We start from the raw sequence: 22,296 nt of genomic DNA, 5'->3' as shown, positions 1-22,296 counted from the left end.
CGCTCATAGTGATTTATTTTAGGGCAATATGCCTGATTCCAATGCCTTCCACACAAGCTGTGCGAACTGGCTGTTCGACCAAGCGAACCACTCACGTGTAAATTGGGTTGAATCATTGACATCAAATCCCTCATGCATAAATCCAGTACCAGCATCTGTCGACTCACAGATTTCAATCATCTCGAGCATCTCTTGCGGATCAACTGCGGTTAAGCCCTGCATCGTATAAGCAAGATGCCATACGAATCCCGTGCTAGTATGCGGACTGCCAATGCCGCTGAGCTTCTCGCCTTTGAAGAAATAGGGATTATCCTCACTCAGAGCAAATTTGCGGGTATTCAAATATATCGGATCGTCTGGCGCACAGTAACCTAGATAGGGCGCTGACATTAAGCTCGGAGTACCTGCATCGTCCATCAATAAATGGTTACCGAAACCATCCGTTTCGAACGCATACATCTTGCCGTATTTGGAATGGTCAATGATTCCATAAAGCTCAATGGCATGCCGGATTTCTTCTTCCATTGCCGACATTCGGGCTACAAGCTTTGAATCTCTATATACATATTGAGCAATTTCCTGCAATTGTCGAAGCGTTACAGCGGCGAACATATTCGATGGAATATTGAAGTGAAAGTCACACGCATCGTCACTAGGGCGGAAGCCTGACCAGATCAGTCCAACATTATTTACCGGCATCCCCAAACCGTTCTTACGTAATGTATCTATCATGATGCCGTTGTGACGTTGAAAGCGGTAGGTTGACTGCTCCTTGTGCTCCTGCTCAATCTGCCATACGTTCAACATCTTCAGTAGTGAGGTTCGGAAAACTTCATCAAAAATCCCGGTGCGTCCAGTTTCTTTCCAATATAGATATGCCAAGCGGAATGAGAAGCACATGGAATCCAGCTCAAATTTACGCTCCCATACCCAAGGTGAGCTGTCTGTCTCATCCGTTGCATTCCAGTGCCAATCATTTGCTGACTCGTTAAAGGCATTCGCATAAGGATCAATTTGAATATAAAACATATGACGGCGTATTAAGCCTTCTAGAATCCGCCCAAGCTCAGCATCTTCCTTGGCAAAAGGAACATAATGAATAACCTGCTCAACAGAGTCACGCAGCCACATCGCCGGAATATCGCCAGTTAACACAAATGTTGTTCCGTCATCCAACAGCTTAGTAGTTGTTTCTAGTGTATTTGGAAAACAATTCTGAAATAATTGACGCAGCTTCGGACGATGAGCCAGACGTTCACTAGCGTCCTTCATGACTTGCTGAACCGCCTGAGGCAGAGGGAACTTATTAATTTCAATAGTAGGTAAACGATGCTCTTTCATAATTTGGTAACCCTCCTGTGATTACTATCTCAAGTTACGAGGAACAACCTCTAAGCTTGTTGAAATGGTATTTCCTACGTTCGATCCAATCATGATCTCAAATTTGCCGGGCTCAACCGTCCACTGCAAATCAGAACCGACAAACTGCAGCTCCCGCGGAGTAATATGAAATTGAACGGTACGCATCTCACCAGGCTCAATATAAATCTTCTGAAATCCTTTTAATTCTCGTTCCGGGCGTGTGATTGTGCTAGTGCAATCTTTGATATATAGTTGAACAACCTCATGTCCAGCTACTTCGCCAATATTCGTAACCTCCACGGATACAGTACAAGAATCATCCAACTCTATTTGTGTCTGATCCAAGCGAATATGCTCGTATTGATAGCTTGTATAGCTTAGTCCATAACCAAACACATATTGCGGATGAAAGTCCACCTCGAGATAGCGATGACCTCTGGAGCGTTTCTTATTGTAGTAAATCGGTAATTGCCCTGGATGCTTTGGAATGGATAGTGTAAGCCGGCCGGATGGATTATAATCCCCGTACAAAATATCAGCAATCGCATGCCCGCCCTGCTGTCCCGGGTACCAAGCCTCCAGAATGGCATCCGCATGCTCATCTACCCATGGCTCGACAATGGGACGACCATTGATATAGACAACAATCAGTTTTTTGTTCAAGCTGTGCAGCTCCTGCAGCAGATCAAGTTGCACACCGCATAAGTTCAGCTCTGCACGATCGAAACCTTCCCCACAATCCATATCACTAAGACTAAATTGATCCGTAATGACGGCAGCCCCTGTCTTCAAATTAATCGTACCTTCACCGAAATCACGGGCACTTGATCCCCCGACAACCGCAATAATGGTATCCGCTGCTGACGCCGCCTCCATTGCCAGCTCAAAGCCTGCTTTCGATGGATCTTTCACGCGGCAGCCCGGAGCATACAGCACTTCGCTGAGTCCTGCACATTTAGCACGAACCCCGTCCAAAACGGTAATAATGTGATGACGCTCCTGTGGTGAAGTATAGTCACCCAATTGATTATAAATATTGTTGGCATTCGGCCCAATAACAGCAATCTTACCAAGGGACGGAGAAAGCGGCAGAGCCTTATCATGATTCTTCAAAAGAATAATGCTTTCACGTGCAGCTTGTCGCGCCATCTCTAAATGCAACTGTTGTCCAACGACACGCTGTGCTGTAGCCGGATCAACAAAGGAACGTTCAAACAATCCCAATTCAAACTTCGCATGCAGAATTCGTTCGACTGCGAGATCAACATCGGAAATGTCAATCAGCTTTAGCCGCAATGCATTCATTAGACATCTGCCAAATGTTTCACCAGACATCTCCATATCCACACCAGCTTTAAGTGCAAGTGATGCTGCCTCTTCTTCGGTCTCACAAATCTGGTGACCGTGTTTAAGCTGGCTGATCGCACCACAATCCGTAATGACGAAGCCGTCAAAGCCCCATTGCTCACGAAGTACATCTGTTAACAATGCCTTGTTCGAGGTACAAGGAACACCATCGATCTCATTGTAAGCTGTCATAACAGATTTGGCCCCAGCTTCAATTGCCCTCTGGAAAGGCAGCAAATCCTTCTCCATTAACTCGCGTTTTCCCATCCGCACGGTGTCAGCATTACGACCACCATCCGAGCTGCCATACGCGACGAAATGCTTTAGTGTTGCCAGGATCGAATGGTCTGTATTTAATGAATCGCCTTGTAAGCCCCTCACTGCAGCAACTGCCATTTCACTATTCAAATATGGATCTTCCCCAAAGCATTCTTCTGTTCGCCCCCAGCGCGGATCACGTACAATATCTAGTACTGGGGAGTAGGTGGCTGCCCCTCCCCCAGCCCGAGTCTCTGCAGCCACTGCTTGGCAGATCTGCCGGAATAATTCCCTATTCCATGTACTTCCCATGGCAAGCGGTACGGGAAAGACGGTGTTGCCAATCGCCATATGACCATGAGAGCATTCCTCGCCCAGCAGAATCGGAATACCCAGACGTGTATGCTCAATCGCATATTGCTGGATCAGATTCGTTACTTCTGCGCCTTCCAAAGGTGACAACCCCGTTTCCAATGTTACCTCTGTCCAAGGATCTGCACGCAGCACACCATACAAAGAACCCACGCCACCGTTTGCAATTGCTTCCTTAAATACTTCTGTCAATTGAATCTTGCCTTCTGATTTCTCATACGCCTTCCAGCCAAAGGGCTGGAGGAGCTGCCCGATCTTCTCCTCCAGCGTCATTTGAGCCAATAAATCTATAGCACGCTCATGAATCGGCAAGGATGAATCTTTATATCTCATAGCTTACAATTCCTCCCGTTCACATGAACTAGAATTGTCTCCACGCCAGGATTCCTGCATTCATCCCCCGACACATGTCGAACGATACTTCAGGGTTGTTAAACTTCTCACCCCATGTAATGTAATAGCGGAATTCATAGAAGCCGCCAAGCGTAGCTGCAAAGTTGGTTTCCCAATAGTTATTCATCACCCAGGCGTACAAGTGTGCAGGGTCCTGTTCCAGTCTGGCATCGCCATTCAGGAGACGATATTTATGCTCCAAGGAGCCTAGTTGAATCAATGGAGTGTCTGGCATCGCAATCACAATACCTTGCTCCTTCGAAATATACGCAGCACCTTCACCAACAGCCGTATAATCAGCCAAGCTACCTGGCAATTGATCCTTACGCAGTCGAGTTAATGCATCCATCTTATCCACCCACAGATCCTGCGCTGGAGTTGTCAATGCGCCGCCAAACGGAAGTGAAATATACAAATTCTCAGGCTTCCACACACTCTCCTTATGCATACGTACCGCCACGTCCACACGCGGACGATCCGCATACACGGTTAAGAACAAGGAATAATGCTCGCAACCAGAAACTTCATAGGTTAATTGAATCATGCTATAAAGCTCTCCCTGTCCAACAATCACTGCACTTGTCAACATACCTGTAGATACAATCGCATCCGGACCTTTCCGATTACGGCCCATAAGACGGCGAACCTCCGTCATCTCGACCACCTTTGTGGCTGGCGTAACATCATATACCGGCGTGAATGCATGATGATTCCGGTCCGCACGCAGCAGCTCCTGCCCAGTCTGCTTATCCTTCCAAGAGGTGATTCCTTCACCCTTCTTCCATTCAATGCGTACAAATGGTGTTTCAGCATAGGTGGATGTCACATGGAAGTCCTTTACTTCATGGGTAACATCCAAATCCAATACACGATCCGACGCCACATAATCGTTCATATATGCGGTTTTGATTGTTGGCTTAACCGCTACGATATGAAGCACTTTTTCTTCCCGGGGCTCCAGCATGACCGGAATGGTTACAATCACCCCGCGATGCGCAAGACGCAGTTGAGATGGGAGCACCTCACCTGTATTGAAATCACGCACCTCAAACCCTTCTTTAATCTGCTCGTAATACCAACCCTCAAGAATAAGATGAGCATGATCCTCCTGAACATAGCTGTAGGGATTGCAAATTTTGAACTTCATCGGCCGACCCGGTGCAAGCAGTGCATCTCCCTTGGCTTCAAGGATTTCATACAACGCACGATGTGCAGCGGTGCTCGCATTTGCAGCGAACGCTTCCTTGCGCAGCCCTAACTCTTGAACAAACGGGTTCCAAGGCTCTGAAATCGAAGAATGATAGCCCCATGTGTGCTCAGCGAACATCGTTAATTGATATTCCATTTCTTTAATAGCTTCCGGGGATATGATGTCATAATTAGGATCCAGTCTTCTTACCTTTTGATACACCCGCTGTGCCTCACGGAATACTTGTACATGCTTTGGTGTCGAGCCAACCCCATCCGTCCACCAATCGGGCCAATCTCCGCGATAGATAGGAATATCTTCCGGGTGCTGTACTGCATGGGCACGGACCTCTGCAAAGAAGTCATCTAACGTAGCCATTTGAATTACAATACGCTCCCCATGCTTCTCGTTCCATTGCTGGATAAACTCTATGGCCGCCGCATTTGGCGGGTTATTATCCGTAGGCAAGCCTGAGAACATTGCCGGAAAGAAATCAAATGCATAGCCATCCTCTGTCAGACGATCGATATAACGCCCGATCCGTTGTTCAGCTATTTCAAAATCCGCGCCCTTGCTCATATCAAACTCATCTTTAATCGTATATTTACCGCCCATGCCAGGTACCAGCCCCAGATCATTTCCGAACACATAATGCTCTCCGCTCCACGTCAACAGGCGATCCCCTGAAGGCATCTCCCACCAGAACGGCTGCTGCTTCTTCCAGCAAGGGAACATTCCGTGATGCGTATGAATACAGGTGGACAGATTCTGGATCCCAGCATCCAGCAGGACCTGACCATACCCCCAGCTGAAACCGTTGATATCTGCTGTCATTGCCGATGTTACAGGAATTTTTATGGACTGTCCGTAATCACACACCCGCGCAATCATCGATTGGAACAGCTCTTTACCAATTAATTCTGTCATATTTAGATAAGTCCCCGACAACCCGATATCTCCCTGTCTCACGCCTTCAGCGAACTCTATCTTCTCTTGCTCTGTCGCCTGCATCAGAAAGGTTTCAATCGGCCAAAATGTCTCACAAACCCACTTAAAGCCTTGCCATTCCGGACGGCGTCCCGATTTGCTTTCACGTAAAATATGCAGGACCTGGCGAATGAAATTAACATGATACTGCTGAATTTTCTCCTGACGCTCTGTATATCCGATATCTGTATGAGAATGATGGATTGCGTATATTTTCCAAGGTCGTTTAACGGACATCTCGATCTCTCCCTATAGTTATTCTAACTAGCCATGATGCTGCGCTTTCTCTACTAATTCTCTAGCGGGTACTTATCCATATAGTCGAACAACTCATCTACAGTTGTGAACGCAACCCCTGTTACCGTATCAGCACAGCCATAGTAAATTGCAATTCGGCCTGTATCACCATCGGAAAGTGCTGCGCAAGGGAAGGTGACATTCGGCACATCTCCTACACATTCATACAATGTCTCTGGTCCAAGAATATAGTTCCGTGAGCGTCCTAACACCTTCCATGGCTCATGCAAATCTAATAAAGCAACACCCATCCGATAAACGAACCCGTTACATGTATTTATTACACCATGATAGATTAACAACCATCCGCGATCTGTTTCGATTGGAACCGGTCCTGGACCAATTTTCTTCGATTGCCATGCAGAAGCGTCCGAGTTGATCGTACCCATCACGTAACGATGCTTTCCCCAGTACGTCAGGTCAGGGCTCTCACTAAAAAAGATATCTCCAAATGGTGTATGCCCTGTATCACTTGGACGGCTTAACATCGCATATTTTCCATTTATTTTGCGCGGAAATAATACACCATTCCGGTTGTATGGAAGGAAAGCGTTTTCTAATTGGTGAAAGGTTTTGAAATCATACGTATATGCGAGACCAATGGTAGGACCATGGTATCCATTACACCAAGAAACATAATATTTATCCTCGATTTTGCAGACGCGTGGATCGTAACGATACTCCCGCTTTGTTACATATTCGTCGCCTTCGAATTGAATCGGATTCTCATTAATCTCCCATTGAAGCCCGTCCTGACTGAAGCCAGCGAATATGTCCATACTTACAGATCTGGAGTCACAACGGAATACCCCTGCATACCCCTCTTCAAAAGGAATAACTGCGGAATTAAAAATACTGTTCGAGTTTAATTGTGCATCTCGCTGAATAATCGGATTATGGGTATATCGCCACACTGGAGCGTTATAGCCACTCGGCTTATCCTGCCAAGGAATATTTGATAGTGCTTCACCAATAATTTTGCTCATTTCATAAACTCCTTTCATGTGTACAATTGTGATCTGCAACAACGTTATCAGGATGTCTAACCCTGCTTGCACCCCTACTTTAAATCATAATAAAGCGCATTAAAAGGGAATTCATCCTGAATCTAACGTTTGTTGACTGAAGTATCATGTTTCTTAACTAATTGAACAGGTAGCATCACTTCACGCTCTCATTTAAGCCTCTATACAGTGCATCAAGCAGCGTGTGTGTCTTATCACAGCTATATTCCCAGAACATGGCGCCCGCAAGTCTTTCACGTTTGACATACTCACATTTATGTGTGATCGAATCCACGTCATCATAGGAAATAAACGTGTCTCCATTAAATAAAAACGGTGCTTTCGCCTCATCGTCCCAATGCCGTGTGTAGCCATTCTGATTGATGTAATTAGCAAACAGTTCTGTATATTCTGGGCCATAGCCACCTGTTGTGCCGGCCATTTGTAGAAATCCATGATTCTTATTCGGCACCTGCTTCCACATTCGGGAATAGAACGCCACGCCAATGACGATTTTCTCTCGGGGGACGCCTGCCTGAATGAACATATTCACCGATGCCTCTGTACTGATACGATACAAATCTCCTGTCGTATGAAATAAATTTGTATGATGTCCCGTTAGAATCTGGAATCCGCCACGCATATCGTAGGTCATCAACTGTATAAAATCCAAATATCGCTGTACTTGATCCATCTCGGTGCCATCAATGTAATACTGATCAGCACCTGCCGCAATTGTAAGCAAGTAATGCCTGCCATCCGCTGTACCTTTCACATCTAGTGCATCTCGAATCGCCTTTAATAGCAGTGTGAAATTGCATTTATCATCCGGCGAAGATTCAATATCTGCTTCACTGTAACAAGGGTATTCCCAATCCAAATCGATTCCATCGAACGGGAAATCTGTTACCACTTGCATAGCCGACGCTGCGAATTTCTGACGTCCTTCTTCGGTAGAGGCAGCCTCAGAGAAGCCCCCATTCCCCCATCCGCCAACGGAGAGCAGCAGCGTCAGATTCGGATACATCGCTTTCATCTCTTGTAGCTGGTTCGTGCATTTCAAATGTGCTGTTGTAATCTGCTCATCCTTCACATAACCAAATGCAACGTTAAGATGCGTTAACTTCATCAAGTGGTCACGCGTTAGCTCAGATAGTTTGGAATCACTCACGTAGCCTGCTACAATCATTTGTTGATCCATCCCTTCACACCCTCGTTAAGATTTGAATCGCTTCCTTGCTCGCTGCAATCTTATATCCTGATGACATGTACCGAATCTGATCTTCACGGTCCACAATGATAAGATGCGGGAAGCCCGCTTCACTCGCTTGGGACGATGCAAATAATTCGGGCAATAGATTATATGTTGAATCACGTACAAACACTGCATTTGCAGGAAGATCTGGATAGTCCTCGGAATGAAACGAAGCTGCCCATTGCTTGTCACCAACAATAAGAATGATGGGAGCACCTAGCGCATTAAACTCTTGCTTCAACTCAGAGAGTTCACGAAGCAAATGCTTTGAAGGCTCTCGTTCCGGCTCCAGCCAAGCGACATAGGCGCCCTTTCCACCAATAAGATCTGCGAAAGACTGTTCTACTCCTGCCCATGAGGTCAGCTGCTTAAGTCGTTCCACCTTGCCGTACACTGGAATTTCTAATGTAGATTGACGATATTTCATGACCAGCTTCGTCTCTTCCCCTTCTGCAATATGGAAATAAGTGAACTTTATAAGCACGGTGCCATCCTTTAATCGTACGCCTGTCGTCAGACGGTATGCTCCCTGCTCAACCTCAAGGGGTGTATCATATAGGTCATTTGCGCCATGCGGGTAACATAAGGTTTTATAAAAACCGTTCTCCAGCCGAGCTAAGGTGAAATTCTCATAGTAGGAAGCCGTTGGTTGGACTGTCCCTGCACCTTGATCACGATGAAGGATGAGAGTGCCGTTCGCTAATTCTATCCCGCCTCCAACAACGCCTTTAGTAAATTGAGCATCCACGAAAATATTATCCACCATAAATTGCGGCTTGGATTCAATGGGATGCAATCGCGCTGGGATTCCTAAACTACGACAAATGGATACGAACATGATATCCAGGGAACTGCGATCACCTACGCGCAATTCAAAGGTACCCACTGCCGTTCCCTTCCCTTTCAGATTCGGAAGGTCTGTCCATATATCCCACGTTTCATCTATGAATTGGACTAGCTTCGTTGGGTCCTGAAGGAACAATGCCACCTCATCTGAAGTGAAAGCTTGTTGGAAAAATGTACGATACGGTGTAATCATCTCGGAATGTACACGAGGACGCAGAATGTAGGGAACGAACACTTCCTCCGTGAGTTCACCACGTACAGCAAGTGCACCAGCCACATGATCTGTAAGGGTTGGAATGAATGTGTCGATTAAATCCTTGTCATTACAACACTCTAATAACCGTAATACCCATTCTCCATACACGGATGTCGCTGCCTCCAGAAATGCGGCTATCTCTACACTGTTACCACGTGCCTTCTGAAGCACTGTCCATACACGATCTTCCGGGAGACCCAGTGTTATCCCGAGCCTCCTCGCTGCTTCTTCTGTCACAAAAGTCACTTCATATTTCGCTCGAATCGAGATCCCTTCCTCCAAACGTTCATGATGTCGCTGGATACGAGTTTCAGACAGTTCCTCTATGACCTCACCTTCACACGCTGGAGGCGGTACCATATCATAATCGACCACCGTGCCTGCATCGGGCTGATTTTCTTGATCCAACACAAGCTCAACACAATCACAGGCCGCGACTGAAATTTTCACTTCCCCCCACTTCCCACTCTTTACCGCACGAATCATGAGGTCACCGAGACCTGTTTTGAAGGTGGCTTCCCCTTGAGCATTGGTAGATAGGACGGCTATCGGGTAAAATTCGGCCATGTTATACACTTGGAACTGTACTTCTGTATCCTGCACAGGCTGCTCGAATTCATCCTTCACATGAACCGTAATTATCCGTGTGGATGCGTAATTTTCCAATACATTAATTTCAGTGAACCACTCATCTGCAAGCGTAATCTCTTCTGGACCTTGATAGTTAGCGAGAATACGTGTGTTAATTAACATCGCTCTACGCGCTGGAGGTCCAAACCACCCTTGATTAGGACGGGCTTCCGGTTCGCAAGCCCCAATAAAATACCATTCACCGTCTGCCCATGCCTCCACCCATGCGTGGTTATCATCACAATGAGCCCAACGTGGCGTATACACTTGACGTGCAGGTATACCTATACTGCGAAGGGCTGCCACAGCTAGTGTGGATTCTTCACCGCAACGCCCACGTGCATTTCGAATCATCGTTAATGGCGAAATCGTCCGCAAATCACTCCCAATGTACGTTGCCATTTCATGACACCAGTAATTCGTCTCAAGAATAGCTTCCGTCATAGTCAACTTACTAGTTCGCTTCTCTAATTGCTTATGAAGAATATGGCGGTGATCTTCAATGTTTTCGGTATTAACACGATAGGGCAGCACGAAATGTAAAAATATATGATCCGGTACTTGCCATGGCATATCTCGGCGAATCTTAAGTGTCGTTCTCACATGATTCAAGAAAAGCTCTCCACTGTAATCCGCCAAATCATTCACTGGCATATACGCATAGAGATACTTAAGTGCAATTATTTCTTCTTCCGTCAAGTCCTGTTCAAAGATTTGAAATAACTGCGTTGCACGTCTCTTGGCCAAAATCTTCTTCTCCTGAAACTTACGTTCAATCAGTTCCATATCCAATCACTCCTTCCAGAGAAACCCATCCTCGCGAATGTAAAGACGGGACGTCTTATCTGATGTTGATGCAGATATTATAAAAGTTTTAGTCGTCGTTTCAATGCTTGGTTCAATGGTCCATGTATCCTCTTCACATAATGTAATAAAATCGGTTGTGAACATGCCGTGTGTTTCGTAATAGTTCCGCTCACGATAATAGAGCTTCCGTAATTCCCATTTGATATGTTCATCCCGAGGGATGTCGAAGTGATATGGACCCGCTTCATTCACGAATACAACATAGCCCCACAGTTCTGGATAATGCATATTAATGATTCCTTGTGGTGACCACACCCAATTATCCTCAGGATAAGGCTTTCCTGTGTCGGGGTTGTGAAGCTTAAGATACTTATCATCGACAACCTCGGTCTGCCATTCAACACGTGAAAAATTAACACGCCAAAACTCCCCAGCGTATGGTGATCGTCGATCCGTGGCACATTCTTTTAAACTATTCCATGGTATTGCAACTTCAACCGTCCATTTCCGATTGTCAGCGTGCGGGTTATTTAACTCACCTTCGATATGAACAGCCGTCTTCAAGCCTTGGATATCCCAACCGTTGATTGGAGGACCTCCGTCACGATAAGGTTTCACAAGGAGTAAGTCCCATACCGTGTTCAAGGCGTTAATCTCAAACTCGTAATACTGATGGGAATCTCCTGTCGGATCTATAAAAATCTCAAAATCATTGTCGTAAAAAATAACGGAATCACGTTCTGTCAGCGTTCCCCAGATCTGATCTTCCATCAGCTCTGCACCAAAGTAAAAATACTCATCATCCCACAGCATCTTTACTCTCGTATCCTTTCCTGGCATCGGACGCAGATCTCCTTCAATATCCACAAACTTTTCTGTCCATGCTGCATGCTGCCAAAAGGGCTTATCTAGCTTCCCATCCAAGACAAGCGACTCCGTCGCTCGTCTGCACAGATAATGCTTGGGGGCGTATGAAACCATGTGAGGCGCTGGTACTCCACTTCGATTTACCATGTGAATGCTCCTCTATCCGTTAATGTACTTTAGTTGTGCGTTACAACTGCGCCTGAGCCGCCGTACATCTCAATTTCTTCATCGAATTCCAATTTAAGCACTGTCACTTGATCATGCATTTCTTCAGGTGTTATATGAATCCAAGTTGTACCTGGTATGTGAAACCACGGCACACCACCGTGAATTTCATGGGTGAGCTCCTTGCCTGAGTGAAGCACCGTAATCTTTGTAATGGGATTACACAGCCCTTTGAGGCAAATGTTCTCCCTAGGTGTATCGTAAACGAAGAGGTACAAGTTCTTCTTATCCGGAGACAATGTACTGCCACCTAAATAATAGCGTGTCATAATACCCTCTTGTGTTCCATAGATGGCTTCTTCATGTGTACGTATCCAATCACCTAGTCCGAGCAAGATCGCTTCCTGCCTAGGATCAATCGTTCCATCCTCCATGGGCCCAATATCTAACAGCATATTCCCGCCCATGCTGATACAGTCACAGAACATTCGGATCATTTGATTCAATGATTTATAATTGTGGTCTGTATGCACATAACCCCATGACGTATTTATCGTCGTGCAGAATTCCCACGGACCTTCCGGACGCGTAATGGGAAGACCTTGCTCGGGCGTCTTATAATCCCCATACCCTTGCAAGCGTGAGTTTATAATAAGATCAGGATTAAATGATTTCAGATAATCTTTGAATGCTGGCAATCCCCACTGCTCTGCGCTTCGTTCCCAATCCCCATCGAACCATAACAGATCAACCTGACCATAATCCGTTAACACTTCTCCCAGTTGGTTACGGTTAAATGCCAGAAATCTCTCCCATCGCTCTGGATCTTGGACACCATCCATCGGACTTGAATAACGATTTACCTGACTCAAGTCATCTGGTACGACGCCTTTCTCATACACTGATGGATAATCAGGATGAGACCAGTCAATGAGGGAGTAATACATCCCTACGCGAAGACCCTGATCTCGAATCGCCTCAGACCACTCCTTAATAATATCTCTCTTGGCAGGTGTCGCCTTCATAACGCTCAAATCACTGAACTTCGTATCAAATAAGGCTACTCCGTCATGATGCTTCGTCGTTAGAACAGAATACTTGGCTCCTGACTTCGCAATCAGCTCTGCCCAATACTTCGCATCAAATTTAGAGGCCGTAAAGCCATTCAATTGCTTCATATAGTCCTCATAAGACATTCTCCCGTTATAGAAAGACCATGATTCTGCAACTCCTTGTACCGCATAAATCCCATAGTGAATGAAAATTCCTAGCTTTGCATCGGTGAACCACTTCTGCATCTGCTCTTCCTCCCATAGTTAACTCGTTATTTTATGCGAAATACATGTGCAATTGGGGCAATTCCCGTAAGCTCGCTCTCTGGTAAATGAACGATCAATCCAGTTGTTGTTCGTTCAAATGTTAGATTCTCTTGTCCGCCAACAAGATCTATTTGCGTCACAGCCTGCTCGAGTGAAATACAAATCTCACTGATCACGAGTTCCTGCTCCTTTGAGTACAGATGGATAGCATAGATGACATCACCTTTTTTCGTGAAATGTGTATTTCCAACGGAGTATGGCGCACATATGCGTGTTCCATAAATCGCCTCACCATGGACTTTGAGCCAACTGCCCATTCCTTTCATCCGATCCATCGCTACTCTTGACAAGCGGCCATCTGGTTGTGGTGCGACATTAAGTGCCAGGTTACCACCTTTGGCTACAACTTCAACGAGCAAATGAATTAATTGACGTGTCGTCTTGTAATGATCCTCATACCGATAAGAGAACGCAGTCCCCATCGTAATACAGCTTTCCCATGGGATATGCAGGGGACGCGCGGGCAACGTTTGCTCTGGTGTAACGACATTCTCATAAGGTCCGCCAACGGTACGGTCTGCACTTAGTAGCCACGGCTGATGCAGACGTGCCTTCTCTACCACTTCACCCAACCGAATATCCTGTGGATTATTCTTATTCTGTGGACACACCCATCCCGCATCCAACCAGAGCATTTCAATCCGACCATATTTCGTCATCAATTCCATGATCTGATCATGTGTGTACTGTACGAATTGCTCCCATAGCCATGGATAATCTTGTGTTGGATACGAAGGACCTCGATTCATGAACGTCCCCGTCTCCATACCTGGGGCCCAGTATGTTGGTGTGTGCCAATCCGCTTTGGAGAAGTAGGCAGAGATCCCAAGTCCCTTGGCCCGAAAAGCATCAAATACGTTCTTACAAATATCCGCGTACTTATGTGCATGGAAGGGACAATCCTTACCCGTGATGCGATAATCTGTTGTTTGCGTATCCCACATACAGAAGCCATCGTGATGCTTCGTTGTGAAATTTAAATATTTGAAGCCACCTTCTGCAGCAACCTCTGCCCACTTCTCAGGCTCAAAACGGAGCGGATTAAAGGTTTTATTCAGCCCGAAGTATTGCCGCTTCAGCTCCGTCGAATCAACCCCCCAATCAATATCGTCCCGTGACCAATCTCCATCTTTATCACTAAGCGCCCACGATTCAACAAGTCCAAGCTGCGAATAAGGTCCCCAGTGCATCATCAAGCCCAGCTTCTGATCCTTGAACCATTCCAGCTGATCTAATAGCTGCGAATCCTCCGGCTTAACGTACTCCTCCTCTGTGCTGTAATTGTGAACTCCTTCAACAACAATTTGCTCCTCGACAACATTAGCGTCACTCATTTGCACGACCTCCATGCAGCTCTTCTGAGGCTGCGATTCTATTGATTTAGTATGATATATTTTCAAAAAACATTTGACATAAAAATAAATATCCGCTATAAACATCCTATTATGGAATATAAATAAGTATTCAAGCGCCGATCTATATCTTGCTGTATTCAAAGCTTGATAGAAACATCTCCATGTATACTCCATAAAAAGGGGGAAACCACTTTGAACTATAACTATTTCAAATCGAAATTGTTTCTGAAATTCACTGGTTCGTATCTACTTATCCTTCTTATTCCGCTTATATTTGTAATCGTTTTCATTTACCGAAATGCTACCGATAATTTACAAAAGGAGATTGAAAATGCTCACTTTAATCAGCTCACCCAAATTAAAACGGTAGTGGATGGACGCATGAATGATTTAAGAGATATGGCGTCACGGATGTCATACGACGCTCGTCTCGCTCATTATCGCATACTGGATCCTTATGAAAGTCGTGACGCGATAGCGGCACTAGATAGCTACAAATCTTCCAATTCCATTGTGGAGGATATATTTCTGTACTATCATCATGACCCTAATATTTATTCCAATCATGGCATGTATAGCCTGGATGTATTTCGTAGCTCCTATCAGTTTGGAAGCTGGAAGAATGATGAACTTGTGACTGCTTTAAACTCGTCCAAATTTCCATCCATTCGACTTACGAACATGCTGAATCAAAATTCACCACTCGAGCAATCTGTATTAACCTACATCCTGCCGATCATTCCCAACACCTCAGATCCATATGCTTCTGTCATGTACCTCATTAAAGAGAAAGAGTTGGCATATCTGATCGATTCCGTTCTCGGTAACTATCGAGGATTAACGTATATTTTTGATAATCATGGACGTGTTTTATCCTATAGTGGCCATGGAGATACAGTTAGCCAACAGGATATCCAACGGTTATCAGAGCTTCCACCCGGCATACATAATCTATCGATAAACAACGAAGATCATTCGGTTATTTCCGTCACATCGGATGTCAATGGCTGGTCATATGTGACTTTAATGGCGAGTAATCAATTTTTCAGTAGCGTGCTTAATGTTCGGAGCTTCATCATTATTTTATTCATTGTGATCGCCATTGTAGGAACGGCCATCGCTCTATTATTCGCTCGGATGCAATATCTTCCGATTGCTGAGCTCGTTCGCTTCACGAACAAAAAAACAGATACACCGGCCTCCGGAAATGAGCTCGAGTATATACGATCAACATTACAGCAGTATAGCTCCAAGGTTGATCTCCAAGAGCCCTATGCACGCAACCATGTTCTCTCCATGCTATTAAAGCATGGACATGCACAAATGATGACGCATGGAATATTCGATACCTTTCATCTGCACTTCGAGCAAAGTCATCATTTTGTCATGATGATGGGCTGGGATGACTTAGAACAGCAGCATCTTCAGGCGCGACAAGAAGTACATCGCAAGCTTGCGTATATTGAATTTCCAGCGCTTGCTGCACAAGTATACGGTGTAGAGCTCCCGCAATTGGATCAGCTCGCACTCATTGTGAGCTTACAGCTCGAAGATGATGAGGCACTCGCTGCACAAATCGTTCATATCGTGGATGCGATCCGTGAATATACATTAGGCATAATGGATATCCACCCGATGATCGGTGTAGGCAAATGTTATGAGAGCCCTCAGCAGCTTAATCAATCCTTTGTTGAGGCTTGCTCCGCCTTCGAATTACGTAAATCGACCGAGCATGGAACCACCGTGTATTTTGAAAAGCTATCCAGTGCCCATGATCAAACGGTGTTACTCCCTAGTAACGAGCTATTAAAGCTTGCACAAAGCTTGAAGCAGGGCAACTACGAGGTCGCCAAACAAATTATTCACACCGCCATCCATGGGCTTGATAATAAACAACGATCCACCCTGCTGATGCGATGCGTATTGTTCGACCTGCTGAATACCATGCTCAAAACTGCAGTTGAGTTAAAGATGGATAACATGATGCAGTCTGCTTCTCCCCATTTCATGAATGGTCCCGTTCATCTTATAGAGCAGAATTTCTACCGTTTAGCCACTCAGATTTGTACACAGGTAGAGCAGACGCATAAAAAAGAAGAACATTCACTTATGGATCATATCGTTGCTTTTATCGACCAGCACTATGTTGATCATTCACTTAGCCTTGAATCTGTTTCTGCTGCGTTTACGATTTCACCTTCCCATCTCAGTCGTTCATTCAAGGATAAGGTCGGCATCAACTTCGTCCAATATATTTGGCAAAAACGATTAGATAAGGTCAAGGAACAGCTCGTAATAACAAGTGATCCGTTAAAAGATATTATCCAGCGCGTCGGCTACCTCGACACACCAAACTTTATTCGAAAATTCAAAAAGGAAACCGGTTATACCCCGGGCCAGTATCGACAGATGAATAGTAATCATCCCAATACTGAGCCTAACGATACCGTATAATCCTTTCTCGGTTAGGGTTCATCATAACTTTCCGGTCATGCCTAGCATGACCGGAAAGTTTTTCAAAATATGAGAATGTATAAGCTTCACAAATTATTTGCTAGCAGCCCATGTATCGTATGCTTGTTGATACGTTGATTCGAGCTTCTCATACCCCATTTTTTTCATTTGAGCGATATATTTATCCCAATTGGTTAATGGCTCTGCGCCTGTAACGAATTTTGCTTCCATTTCCTTCACGTATTTATCCAAATCGGAACGGAGTGTTTTGATTTCCGTCTGTTGGTCTACCGTCAGGAATACCGATGGGAAGGGAGCCTTTGCAATAGGTGTAAGCTTTGTAGCTGTTTCTTTGTCAATCCAGTCATCAAAGCTAGTACGAAGACCTAAAACATAGCTGTTCTCATAGGAACCTGGTGTATTAATCCCGTAGTTTGGCGTGATTGTACCGCGGTATTCTTCACGATCCGTACCATCTGGAACTGGCAGCCATTCTTTCTCGCCTGTTGCTTTATCTTTGTATTTAAATAACGTACCTTCAGGTCCATATGCCCAGAAGGAATACCCTTCTTCGCTAAATTGGTAATCAATCCAGCGCATACTTGCTTCCGGGTTCGGGTTCGTGTTAGAAATCGCGAAACCGCCAATGGTGTTAATACCAGGATGCTTGCCGTATACAGGTGTTCCAGCAATATCACTAGATACAGGCTGCATCATCAGGTTATCTTCACTCGGTTCACCACCAAGCGTGAAGTATGGAAAATAATCGGAGAATAAGGCCACTTGATTGTTTTTCCCTTTTGCTTTCTTCTGCTCATCGGTTTGAGAGAATGTTTCATGATCCAGCAAATTCTCGTTCCATAAGCGATTCAAGAAGGTTAAATATTCTTTGTAGGCTGGTTCAGCTTGTGGAAAGTGTACTTTGTTCTCCTTATCTACGTAGATATCCTCGTTATACATCCCCCAGAATCCGAGGAAGAACATCCGTAAATCATCTAATTTCACAGAGGATAGAGGAACCTCATCGTCTTTACCGTTTCCGTTCGCATCTTCCTCTTTAACCTTCTTCAAATAGTTGTATAGCTCTTCTGTTGTCTGCGGTAATTTGTTCTCCATGCCGAACTTCTTCAAGAACTTCCCGTTATACCACATCGGTCCACGATACCATACCGCAGATGGCTGAATATTGCGTAGTGCATAGATATGTCCATCTGGTGTTGTCATTGATTTGCGAATATCCGGATTTGCATCGAGAATTTTTTTTAAATTAGGTGCGTAGCCCTCATCAATGTATTTTTCTAAAGGCAGCAACAATCCTTGACTTCCGTAGGTAACTTGATCCGATCCTTTTAGATCCGCCGCATAAAAAATATCGGGAAGCGTACCGCTTGCAAATACCAAATTCTTTTTCGTCTCAAAGCTGTCTTGTGGGGCGTTTTGAATCTTTAACTTAATATTCGTCATCTTCTCGTATTCCTGAATAACAGGCATCTTGTTCCAATCCTGACGCCCTACATCCGGTGCCATAATAGAAAGCTCAATCGGATCATCCACGATAGGAAAGCCCGTCTTATGAACCTCTGCGGCTGTGTCTGAGCTTTCTGTGCTTGCCGTCCCCTTATCGCCACTCGATCCACATGCAGTAAAAATAGAAATTGACATGGAAAGACATAACAACATGAGTCCAGTTTTACGATAATTCATCATACAAAAACCTCCCCTTTTTTACTTGTATCTTAAGATCAACCCTTAACAGAGCCAATCATGACACCTTGCACGAAATAACGTTGCAAGAATGGATAGACAGCAATAATCGGAAGCGTAGATACGATAATGACCCCATACTTCACAAGTGAAGCAATTTCTGCCTTGTTGTTCTGGGCTGCTGCAGCTGTCGCATCGATAATGCCACCTACTTGAGATTGCATTTCCTGAAGAACGAGAATCTGACGAAGCACAAGCTGCAATGGATATTTCGCATCATCATTCAGGTAGATCATGGCGCCGAAATAGCTGTTCCAATGCCCTACCCCGTAGAATAAGGCCATAACTGCGATAATTGGCATCGATAACGGGAGAACAATCCGCAGGAATAATCGAATATTCGTCGCGCCATCGATTTGAGCCGCATCTTGAAGCTCAGCTGGAATGGAGTTCGCGAAGAAGGTACGAGAGACGATAATATTCCAGATTGACGCTGCGCCAGGAATTACCAGTGCCCACATCGTGTTGACCATGCCTAGCCCTTTTACCAACATGTATGTAGGGACGAGACCGCCTCCAATGAACATCGTTACCATGAACATCCCCATGAAAAACCCACGGCCTACAAAGTCCTTACGACTGAGTGCATATGCCGCTGGCATCGTAACGACCAAGTTAATCGTTGTGCCTAGCAATGTATACAAAATCGTATTTCCATACCCCGTCCAAATCTTCGAGTTCTGAAATACAATCTCATACCCCTTAAAGGTAATTCCTTTTGGAAAGAGCCACATTTCACCGGAAGCAACCATCTTCGGATCACTGATGGATGCGCTAATAATATATAAGATGGGATATGCGACTAACAGCAATGCTATTGCCACATACGTATAGATGCAAATTAGGAATATTCGGTCTCGCTTAGATAGCTTTATACCTGATACCATAAATTCCAACCTCCTTCTACCATAGACTGTTCTCGCTCGTACGGCGGACAATCTGATTCACCGTAATGAGCAGGATGCAATTGACAATGGAGTTAAATAAACCAACAGCTGTTGAGAAGCTATATTGCGCATCGACAAGACCAGATCGATAGACAAAGGTTGAAATCACATCAGAGCTTGACATATTTAACGAATTTTGCAGAAGTAATATTTTCTCAAAACCTACACTTAACAAGCCACCCATATTCAGAATTAATAGAATGGTCATGGTCGGTATAAGCGCTGGTATATTGATGTGGCGAACACGTTGGAAGCGAGAGGCCCCGTCAATGATTGCCGCTTCATGTAAGCCTGGGTCTACACCCGAGAGTGCCGCCAAATAAATAATCGTCCCCCAACCCGCACTCTGCCACACGCCTGAGAATACATACATCGTCTTAAACCAACCAGGGCTTGTCAGAAACTGCGGTGCACTAAAGCCTAAACCTTCAATGGCATGAATAATCATACCGTTCGATGGAGACAAGAAGGTAATAATCATCCCCGCCATAACAACCACAGAAATGAAATGAGGTGCATACGTAACGGTCTGAACAAGTCGCTTGAAGAAGCCATCCTTCACTTCGTTAAACGCAAGCGCCAGAATAATTGGGATTGGGAATCCAATGGCTAATTCATACAAGCTAATACTGAGCGTGTTCCACAGCAAATCCCAGAAATAGTACGAGTTAAAAAATCGAATGAAATGATCAAAGCCTACCCATTCACTGCCAAAATAGCCTTTTGACGGAATGTAGTTCTTAAAAGCAATCTGAATCCCATACATCGGTCCATAGCTGAAAATGAGGAAGTAAAAGAATGCAGGTGCGATAAAAATGTAAAGCTCCCAATTCTGACAAATCTTCTTCCATGTCTCGTTTCTGCCCTTACGCTTTTCTTTCGGTGCTGAATTCACAGTTCGCATATGTACGCTTCCTGTTTCATGCATCGCGACATCCCCTCCTTATAGGTAATGATGAGAACATTCTGATCATCGAGTGAGCATCATTATCTATCGAATTGTTATCAATCGCATTAATGCTAGCGCTTACATTTACACTATATAGAATCGAGCGAATCGTAAATATGTCATTCTCGCTTATCAAGAATTTCGTGTTGTACTGCGGGATGATATACGTTTCACCGCTATGTTGATGTTCTAAAAATGTGTCATTCTTGCGCTTTCCGCTCATCATTCCGTTGTATTACAATGCCAACACTGCTCACAGTGGCAATGTGTATAAATCTCCATAGCACATGTTTTTTTTGCGCATTTAAAGGGAATTCATCCTAAATCTAACGTTTGTTGACTGAAGTATCATGTTTCTTAACTGGAAGCATCTCACTGTACTTTATAAAATTAATTCAGGGAAAGCGGTTACAAATGGCAGCATGTATGAAACACATGAAGGAGCGGATGATATGAGCACTAAACTTGAACGCAGCAAAATTAGAAAGCGCATACACTGGCGAAAGCAAGATTCCGAGTTAACCCTGCTCGCCTTGCCGACATTCATCTGGTATATCTTATTTTCTTTCTTACCGATGTTCGGTATGATTATTGCTTTTAAAAACTTCAAAATCAGCGGCAACTTTATTAGCAACGTAATAAATAGTTCATGGGTCGGCTTCAAAAACTTTGAATTCTTATTCAAATCAAATGATGCCTGGATCATTCTTCGTAACACGATAGGGTATAACATCATTTTCATTATTCTTGGCATCGTGTTACCGGTAATGTTCGCCATTATGATCAGCCTGCTGCATAGCCGCAAAGCAAGCAAGGTTTATCAGACCATGATGTTTCTCCCCTACTTTCTGTCATGGGTAGTTGTCTCTGCTGTAGGCTGGGCCTTCTTCAGCTTTGATAAAGGCATCCTCAATCAATTTCTTGTGGGTATTGGGCATGATGCAGTGAATTGGTATATGGAACCGCAATATTGGCCCTACATTCTTATCTTTTTAAACATCTGGAAGAGCATTGGTTATGGCATGATTATTTATCTGGCCACCATCACGGGAATCGACAGCACCTATTATGAGGCTGCAGTTATTGATGGAGCTTCAATCTGGCAGCAGACACGCTTCATTACCTTACCCATGCTAAAGCTAGTCATTGTTATGATGTTCATTCTCTCAGTAGGCCGTATTTTCTACACGGATTTCGGACTATTCTATCAGGTCACACGAGACTCAAACTCCCTCTTCAATGTGGCCACAACAGTTGATGTCCTAGTTTATAAACAGCTAAAGACCGCCACCGTAGGAATGGCATCCGCTGCCGCTTTCGTCCAATCGATGCTGGGCTGTATTACCATTCTAAGTGCTAACTGGATCGTTAAAAAAATCGATTCCGACAGTGCAATGATCTAGGAGGAGAGAT

The 22,296-nt window shown here is 44.7% G+C and carries 14 protein-coding genes; 2 read left to right on the top strand and 12 right to left on the bottom strand.

All coding sequences use genetic code 11. The features are described 5' to 3' along the window. Positions 1–18: 18 nt before the first annotated feature. The 9 genes from MHB64_RS08610 to MHB64_RS08570 all read right to left on the bottom strand — a co-directional run bounded on the left by MHB64_RS08610 (position 19) and on the right by MHB64_RS08570 (position 14,748). A complete protein-coding gene (locus MHB64_RS08610) occupies positions 19–1,341 on the bottom strand; it encodes a glycoside hydrolase family 125 protein (RefSeq protein WP_280788377.1) in 1,323 nt (440 codons plus the stop codon). 24 nt (positions 1,342–1,365) lie between these two features. Further along, the gene (locus tag MHB64_RS08605) at positions 1,366–3,672 is read right to left on the bottom strand and encodes a glycoside hydrolase family 3 N-terminal domain-containing protein (protein ID WP_341134156.1); all 2,307 of its coding nucleotides are present in this window, start codon (positions 3,670–3,672) and stop codon (positions 1,366–1,368) included. A 28-nt stretch (positions 3,673–3,700) separates the two neighbouring features. After that, positions 3,701–6,145, bottom strand: coding sequence for a glycoside hydrolase family 38 N-terminal domain-containing protein (locus MHB64_RS08600; RefSeq protein WP_341134155.1), 2,445 nt, complete (start codon positions 6,143–6,145; stop codon positions 3,701–3,703). A gap of 53 nt (positions 6,146–6,198) precedes the next feature. Beyond that, entirely contained in the window at positions 6,199–7,191 is a 993-nt protein-coding gene (locus MHB64_RS08595; RefSeq protein ID WP_094873884.1) for a glycoside hydrolase family 130 protein, read from the bottom strand. Positions 7,192–7,366: 175 nt separating this feature from the next. After that, complete coding sequence (locus MHB64_RS08590) at positions 7,367–8,410, bottom strand: glycoside hydrolase family 18 protein (RefSeq protein WP_341134154.1); 1,044 nt, start codon at positions 8,408–8,410, stop codon at positions 7,367–7,369. A gap of 4 nt (positions 8,411–8,414) precedes the next feature. Further along, positions 8,415–10,982, bottom strand: a complete 2,568-nt coding sequence (locus tag MHB64_RS08585; protein WP_341134153.1) for a transglutaminase domain-containing protein — start codon at positions 10,980–10,982, stop codon at positions 8,415–8,417. 6 nt (positions 10,983–10,988) lie between these two features. After that, a complete protein-coding gene (locus MHB64_RS08580; RefSeq protein WP_094874573.1) occupies positions 10,989–12,017 on the bottom strand; it encodes a carbohydrate-binding family 9-like protein in 1,029 nt (342 codons plus the stop codon). Between the two features lie 29 nt (positions 12,018–12,046). After that, positions 12,047–13,333 (bottom strand): alpha-L-fucosidase, encoded by a 1,287-nt coding sequence (locus MHB64_RS08575; RefSeq protein ID WP_341134152.1) that lies wholly within the window; start codon positions 13,331–13,333, stop codon positions 12,047–12,049. A 26-nt stretch (positions 13,334–13,359) separates the two neighbouring features. Continuing rightward, positions 13,360–14,748 (bottom strand): alpha-L-fucosidase, encoded by a 1,389-nt coding sequence (locus MHB64_RS08570; protein ID WP_341134151.1) that lies wholly within the window; start codon positions 14,746–14,748, stop codon positions 13,360–13,362. Positions 14,749–14,961: 213 nt separating this feature from the next. On the opposite strand from MHB64_RS08570, the gene MHB64_RS08565 reads away from it, so the two are divergent. Beyond that, positions 14,962–17,223, top strand: a complete 2,262-nt coding sequence (locus tag MHB64_RS08565; protein WP_341134150.1) for a helix-turn-helix domain-containing protein — start codon at positions 14,962–14,964, stop codon at positions 17,221–17,223. Between the two features lie 93 nt (positions 17,224–17,316). Here MHB64_RS08565 and MHB64_RS08560 read toward each other — a convergent pair whose 3' ends face one another. The 3 genes from MHB64_RS08560 to MHB64_RS08550 are packed head-to-tail and all read right to left on the bottom strand — an operon-like array spanning position 17,317 to position 20,838. Further along, complete coding sequence (locus MHB64_RS08560; protein ID WP_341134149.1) at positions 17,317–18,930, bottom strand: extracellular solute-binding protein; 1,614 nt, start codon at positions 18,928–18,930, stop codon at positions 17,317–17,319. Positions 18,931–18,965: 35 nt separating this feature from the next. After that, entirely contained in the window at positions 18,966–19,874 is a 909-nt protein-coding gene (locus tag MHB64_RS08555) for a carbohydrate ABC transporter permease (RefSeq protein ID WP_094874569.1), read from the bottom strand. A 16-nt stretch (positions 19,875–19,890) separates the two neighbouring features. Beyond that, entirely contained in the window at positions 19,891–20,838 is a 948-nt protein-coding gene (locus MHB64_RS08550) for an ABC transporter permease (protein WP_094874576.1), read from the bottom strand. 497 nt (positions 20,839–21,335) lie between these two features. On the opposite strand from MHB64_RS08550, the gene MHB64_RS08545 reads away from it, so the two are divergent. Further along, the gene (locus MHB64_RS08545) at positions 21,336–22,286 is read left to right on the top strand and encodes an ABC transporter permease (RefSeq protein ID WP_094870502.1); all 951 of its coding nucleotides are present in this window, start codon (positions 21,336–21,338) and stop codon (positions 22,284–22,286) included. Positions 22,287–22,296: the final 10 nt, after the last annotated feature.

The sequence above is a fragment of the Paenibacillus sp. FSL K6-2859 genome, from assembly GCF_038008265.1.
GTDB classification, from domain to species: Bacteria; Bacillota; Bacilli; order Paenibacillales; family Paenibacillaceae; genus Paenibacillus_AQ; species Paenibacillus_AQ nitricinens.
Note: the sequence above shows the minus strand (reverse complement) of the source record. Positions and strands in the feature narration are given on the sequence as shown.

Excerpts from the sequence above, each read along its gene's own strand:
- MHB64_RS08590 (WP_341134154.1), bottom strand. The coding sequence starts at position 8,410 with ATGGATCAACAAATGATTGTAGCAGGCTACGTGAGTGATTCCAAACTA.
- MHB64_RS08585 (WP_341134153.1), bottom strand. The coding sequence starts at position 10,982 with ATGGAACTGATTGAACGTAAGTTTCAGGAGAAGAAGATTTTGGCCAAG.
- MHB64_RS08560 (WP_341134149.1), bottom strand. The coding sequence starts at position 18,930 with ATGATGAATTATCGTAAAACTGGACTCATGTTGTTATGTCTTTCCATG.
- MHB64_RS08545 (WP_094870502.1), top strand. The coding sequence starts at position 21,336 with ATGAGCACTAAACTTGAACGCAGCAAAATTAGAAAGCGCATACACTGG.
- MHB64_RS08595 (WP_094873884.1), bottom strand. The coding sequence starts at position 7,191 with ATGAGCAAAATTATTGGTGAAGCACTATCAAATATTCCTTGGCAGGAT.
- MHB64_RS08575 (WP_341134152.1), bottom strand. The coding sequence starts at position 13,333 with ATGCAGAAGTGGTTCACCGATGCAAAGCTAGGAATTTTCATTCACTAT.
- MHB64_RS08610 (WP_280788377.1), bottom strand. The coding sequence starts at position 1,341 with ATGAAAGAGCATCGTTTACCTACTATTGAAATTAATAAGTTCCCTCTG.
- MHB64_RS08580 (WP_094874573.1), bottom strand. The coding sequence starts at position 12,017 with ATGGTAAATCGAAGTGGAGTACCAGCGCCTCACATGGTTTCATACGCC.
- MHB64_RS08600 (WP_341134155.1), bottom strand. The coding sequence starts at position 6,145 with ATGTCCGTTAAACGACCTTGGAAAATATACGCAATCCATCATTCTCAT.
- MHB64_RS08555 (WP_094874569.1), bottom strand. The coding sequence starts at position 19,874 with ATGGTATCAGGTATAAAGCTATCTAAGCGAGACCGAATATTCCTAATT.
- MHB64_RS08570 (WP_341134151.1), bottom strand. The coding sequence starts at position 14,748 with ATGAGTGACGCTAATGTTGTCGAGGAGCAAATTGTTGTTGAAGGAGTT.
- MHB64_RS08605 (WP_341134156.1), bottom strand. The coding sequence starts at position 3,672 with ATGAGATATAAAGATTCATCCTTGCCGATTCATGAGCGTGCTATAGAT.
- MHB64_RS08550 (WP_094874576.1), bottom strand. The coding sequence starts at position 20,838 with ATGCGAACTGTGAATTCAGCACCGAAAGAAAAGCGTAAGGGCAGAAAC.